The following is a 5,277-nucleotide window of genomic DNA, read 5'->3' as shown; positions in this document are numbered from 1 at the left end:
GTAGCGAGTGACGAGCAACTAGTGATTAGAGTATTTCGATTTCTTCTATTTCTTCATACTCATCAAAATTGTCTGAAGAATTTGCATACTCAATTTGCATAGATTGATAATTTCCATCAGTCAATTCTGGTAAATTGGGATTGTAGTTTTGGGCTCTCAGCAATTGTCTGGCAGTAGCGAGGTTGTCTCCCAATCCTTTGAATCCGGATAAGATATCCTTCTTGATAAGAACTTTTACAGAAGAAGCAACACCAGAAGCACCTACGCCAGAGGCAACCAATTTCATATTGGCATCTTTGAGCAGGAGTGCTCCACCAATACCAGCACTAAGCTGAACAATGGGTTTTGCTAAAGCTTTTACATCAAAGCTTGTTTTGTTTGGATCGACCTTGAGGGCTTTGTCGATTGCTTTTCCGGCAATGGAGCCTCCGGCCATGCCCAGTACAATCAATGCCGGGCCTTTTAGTTCTTTCAGAACTTGATTGGTTGTTATTTTTTTTCCTTTTGTCATGTTAACAATTTATGGGGTTGAAAATGGTTTAGCCGATTTTAATGGATTTAAGTTTGTCGGATTTTGTTTGTTTTCCTTTTTTAGTAGAAGCCTTTTTGGTTCCTGCCAATGCTTTGGTATTTTGCTTTTTCGACTTGTCGCCTGATAAAAGTAAATAGCCAATTCCGCCAATAGCTGCAAGTCCTCCTACCACTACCATGGGATTCTTTTTTAAAAAGTTTACTGCGGAGTTGTTAGGAGTATCTTTTTGAGCTTCCGCTTTGTCACCATTTGGAATATCAAAATCAGCATAGTCTTCATTTGCTTGTTGGCTGGATAGTTTTTGGACTACTTGCTCATTAACATCAATTTTTTCTGAGACATCTTTACTAAGTAAGCCCGAATCTTTCAGGATTTTAATAGTAGCAACAATAACAGGTGTTGCAGCGGTAATCATAGCAGCAGCTGCTGTTGCCGAAATTGGTTCACCCAAGGATCCTAATTCACCCACATCGGCTTTCTTGCCAGCCCGACCATTGATTATGGCTTTTTTGAGATTTTCCCTTTTTCCCTGAAGTTTATCAGCAAAAAGTCTCTCGACTCGTTCCAATGCTTTTTTTGCCTGATTCCATCGGCCTTCACTGATGCCTTTATTAATAGCTTCTTCTTTAGAAAAATATGCCCAAATAAGCTTTGAGGCCATTTTTTTGAGATTGATTTTCATGGCAATAAGAAAACCACCTCTGGCAGCTGCGGTAACAGGATTGTATCGAATTACACCTTTAACCACTTTTTTTAATCCTTTTTTGATGTTTCCTGATGAACTTTTTAAGTTTTTAAAGAACTTTTTAGGGGGTGCTTTTTTCTTGGCTTTTTTTCGAATAATTCTTCCCAACAATTCTTCATCGAGATCATCTTCGTAACCATCCAATCCATGCATAAGATTGAATTCATCTTCGCTTTGGGCAAGGATGGCCAATGCTTTATCCCTGTTTGGTGTATGCCAGTATTTAATGGCATAATCCAACATTTCTGCAAACCCATGTGGATCTTCAAAGAATGATACAGTATCCGGATTTTGAATAATGGTATTTCTTGTTTTAACAAGATAGCTGAATAAGGCCTCAGAATCTTGTTGTTCGTTGGTATTGCCTAATTCCAATCCTTCTAGATCAGTTGACATAATGGTATCATAAAGGTCGTTTCCTGTTGGACCGCTCAGGACAGCTACATTGATTCCGTCTAAATTCATAGTAAAATCTTTTTTTTCGGTGAATGGTTTTTCATAATTGGCTTTGGATAATACGGGGTCGATGATGTAAGTTGAACTTCCTGTTGGAACGACAACATAAACATGCTGAAACACATCTTTTCCATACTTGGTGATCCTGAATGAATGAGGGATTTTCAGGTTTGTAAGGATGGAAGAAGCAAATATGGAAAAGCAATCACAGTCAATGCCTGTATGTCGTTCATACCAGCTTCTTGCTGGTCGTCTTAATTGTTCCAATCCTTTTTCATCGAGTCTGTATTGTATATGGTGGTAAAGGAAATCCCAGATTTTTTTTGAGGTTGCTTGGGGACTATTGCCTCTTAATAGTTTGGCTATTTGTTTGGTATCATCCAGGTATTTCCATACCACTTTTTTCATCAGGTTTACAGTTTGATCAACTTCTCCATCTTCTATGATGACGCGATCTCTTTTATCTGGCTTAGTGAATAACTTATCGTATTCTTTCCCGCTTCGGATAGAACGATAACCTGATGTGACATTTCCTATTTGAAGTAATTGACTCATCTAATATTTGATTTTTTCTACATTAGCATAGAAAAGCCCATTGGCATAATTGGTATATCGGACAGAGAGATCAAGTGTATTGATCATCTTTTTGTAATTGGTTATAATCCATGTCACTTTTTGAATCAAGGAGAGTTCAGTAGGTAAGCCATACTTCTTTGATAGGAGTGTATTGATAATAGTCATCCAGCCAAGTTTAAACTTGATAGTATCTAATGTCAGTTCCGATAATGGATTGATGCTGTATTCTTTTTGGCTGACCGGACTTTGCGCAATAACAGATTTGCCTGAAAGGATCTGCATATATGGTTGTGTAACTTTCAAGCTACCTCGGGTTGGATTTTGTAATTGCAGTTCAAATCCAACTTCCAATCCACCTGAAAAGGGATTTTTATCAGCGTTGATAACTCTTGGATTAAGGATATTGATTTTCAACTCTTCAGTGACATTGAAGGCTTGAACAGCTGAAAACAATTTGCTGATGCCGAAGATGCCCAATCCTGCAACGAATACTTTTCCAACGGCATTCATGATTTGCTCCTTTTTCTTTTGATAAATCCTCGGAGTTCATCAAATCCTAGTTTGATGGAATAACCAATGAAGGCAGATAAGGCTGCATAAAAAGCTACATCAATAATGTGTGGGATTGAAATACTACAAAGTGTAAAACCTGAGTTGATTGCTTTGGTAACTCCACCAATAACACCTGATGATGTAGTAATTACAGAGGTCTGAAAGGAATGTAAAGGCATTTATGTTTGCTTTTTTAGAATTTGAAGGCAAACATATTTTAATGCATAAAACTGCTGCTAATAAATGCATGTAGATGCAAATGATTAATAATAAGTGCTAGTAATTGCTATTGGTTAATTAGAAATATTTCCTTCAAATTGAGATTTCAGATTGGCCAAGGAGTAATTGCTTCTATAGTTAGTTTATAAGCTCCATTTTACAAAAAATGTATGGATTTAACATCGGCTACATGGAATAGAAATTTAATCGGATTAATCTAAAGATAATATTTAAATTAGTTGTGACGTTATAATACAACTACAAAAATAAATTACCTCAAAACTGCTTGATTTAAATCTGGGATACGATATAAACTTTAAAGATTCAAGCGTTTTTATGTGATTGAGCGGGCGAAGCTATAATTAAAACTGAAAAGCCAAACCTAAAACTGTCATAGGAGAAAGATTAAACTTGAGTAAAAATTACATCGTAAATCAGTAATATAAATTTCTTACAACAGATGTAAGAAATATGTAGATGTGGCCATGTGTTTTGCTGAATAATGAAAGACTTATTAAATAATAGTTATTGAGAATGATTATTTAGAAAATACGTGTAATTTTATGGTAATTATATTCATTCTCTTTTTTTATGCATTCAATGGATAAAATAAAAAATCATCTCGAACAAATCAAATTAAAACAATTTACTTACAAGGGATTTGCACACATACGTCTTGATTTTCCCTACAACCAGCAATTAATTGATTTGATTAAAACAATTAAGGAAGCACGATGGAGTCAGAGTTATCGATGCTGGCATTTAGCAGATAATCGTAGCAACAGGGATGCTGTCCTAAATACGTTTAAAGGTCTGACAGAGTTAGAGATAAGTGAATTTAAGGAAAATAAGGAACAAATTTCAAACAGATTGTCCCAAAACAACATACTTAAGGTGAGGGTAAATGAGGTCGAGAACAGGAATTATTTAGAATTTGACTATAATAAAAGTTGGATTGATCGGATAAAAAGTCTTCATGGAGCCTGGTATCATGCTGGTGCTAAAATGTGGTCGGTTTACGGAGGAGAATATAATCTGGAAGATTTAAAAAATGCATTTGCAGATGAAAAATGTACAATCATCATTGAAAATAGTGATTTTAGCATCAGACCTTCTAAAAAGAAAGTTGAAAAAGTTAATAAAGAAAATCTTGTTCCGTCAGAGTTTGGCAGACAATTACGTTTGTTAAATTTATCAAAAAACACCATTATTCAATACGAGTCGCTACTCAACTTTTTTCTTCACTTTTTACAATCTAGTGGTCATGATTTTAATTCAGATGAGATTCCTTTAGAATTAATAAAAACCTATTTGCACAATAAGGTTGAAAAAGAAGGATTTTCTAATTCTTACCACAGACAAATTATTACCACTTTACGAAAATATTATTTGTTCATTCACCGGATTGAGCTAGATAATTTTGATTTGCCACAACCCAGAAAAGAAAAAAACTTACCCAAAGTCATTTCAAAGGAGGCGGTTGCCCGAATGTTTAAGCAAATACATAATTTAAAGCATCAGATTATTATTGGTTTGTTATACGGATGTGGCTTAAGGTGTAATGAATTAATTGAGCTGGAGGTAAACAACATCGACTTTGATAGAAGGATGGTAAGAATAAAAGGAAAAGGGAAAAAGATTAGGGTTGTTCCAATTCCCATAAAGCTGATTCCTTTATTGCATGCGTATCTAAAAAGTTATTTGCCCAAAAAGTATTTGCTTAGCGGACAAAATTCAGAAAAGTATTCAGCCAAAAGTGTTCAAGAAGTAATAAAAAAAGCAGCCAAAGCAGCCAAAATAAAACAAACAGTAACGCCCCATGTTATGCGGCATTGTTTTGCTACTCATTTGCTTGAAGATGGTGTTGATTTGAGAGTTATACAAGAATTGTTGGGACACAGCAGCTCTAAAACAACAGAAATATATACATTTGTTAGTAGAAAGTCGATCATGAATATAAAAAGTCCATTTGATGACATATTATAAACAGCATAAAACATTCGCTTTATCATCTTATTTGGGTGTTATTGCGAAGTAAACATTCGTTAAAAACCTAGTTGGTGTTAATTAAAAGAATTTCAGGTGTTTATGAATGCGTTGGACGCACATTTTACTAAGTTTTCACCCTATTCAATGCGTGTTTTTTTACGTTATGAAAGGCAATTGGATGGAATATAAGGTTCAAAGATATTTAATG

General features: G+C 35.0%; 5 protein-coding genes. 1 reads left to right on the top strand and 4 read right to left on the bottom strand.

Translation table 11 applies throughout. From position 1 onward, the window contains the following. Window positions 1-25: 25 nt before the first annotated feature. From HOG71_15000 to HOG71_14985, 4 genes are read right to left on the bottom strand one after another with little or no spacing between them, the layout of a single operon-like run. Window positions 26-511 (bottom strand): hypothetical protein, encoded by a 486-nt coding sequence (locus HOG71_15000; GenBank protein ID MBT5992155.1) that lies wholly within the window; start codon window positions 509-511, stop codon window positions 26-28. A 28-nt stretch (window positions 512-539) separates the two neighbouring features. After that, on the bottom strand, window positions 540-2,288 hold the full coding sequence (locus HOG71_14995; protein ID MBT5992154.1) for a hypothetical protein: 1,749 nt from the start codon (window positions 2,286-2,288) through the stop codon (window positions 540-542). Continuing rightward, a complete protein-coding gene (locus HOG71_14990; protein MBT5992153.1) occupies window positions 2,289-2,819 on the bottom strand; it encodes a hypothetical protein in 531 nt (176 codons plus the stop codon). It abuts the gene before it with no gap. Then, window positions 2,816-3,040, bottom strand: a complete 225-nt coding sequence (locus HOG71_14985) for a hypothetical protein (GenBank protein MBT5992152.1) — start codon at window positions 3,038-3,040, stop codon at window positions 2,816-2,818. The genes HOG71_14990 and HOG71_14985 overlap by 4 nt, the downstream gene beginning before the upstream one ends. 640 nt (window positions 3,041-3,680) lie before the next feature. On the opposite strand from HOG71_14985, the gene HOG71_14980 reads away from it, so the two are divergent. Beyond that, window positions 3,681-5,066 (top strand): tyrosine-type recombinase/integrase, encoded by a 1,386-nt coding sequence (locus tag HOG71_14980; protein MBT5992151.1) that lies wholly within the window; start codon window positions 3,681-3,683, stop codon window positions 5,064-5,066. Window positions 5,067-5,277: the final 211 nt, after the last annotated feature.

The sequence above is a fragment of the Bacteroidota bacterium genome (assembly GCA_018698135.1).
Classification (GTDB): Bacteria; Bacteroidota; Bacteroidia; order CAILMK01; family JAAYUY01; genus JABINZ01.
This window is presented reverse-complemented; position numbering and strand designations above follow the sequence as displayed.

Excerpts from the sequence above, each read along its gene's own strand:
- HOG71_15000 (MBT5992155.1), bottom strand. The coding sequence starts at position 511 with ATGACAAAAGGAAAAAAAATAACAACCAATCAAGTTCTGAAAGAACTA.
- HOG71_14995 (MBT5992154.1), bottom strand. The coding sequence starts at position 2,288 with ATGAGTCAATTACTTCAAATAGGAAATGTCACATCAGGTTATCGTTCT.
- HOG71_14990 (MBT5992153.1), bottom strand. The coding sequence starts at position 2,819 with ATGAATGCCGTTGGAAAAGTATTCGTTGCAGGATTGGGCATCTTCGGC.
- HOG71_14980 (MBT5992151.1), top strand. The coding sequence starts at position 3,681 with ATGGATAAAATAAAAAATCATCTCGAACAAATCAAATTAAAACAATTT.
- HOG71_14985 (MBT5992152.1), bottom strand. The coding sequence starts at position 3,040 with ATGCCTTTACATTCCTTTCAGACCTCTGTAATTACTACATCATCAGGT.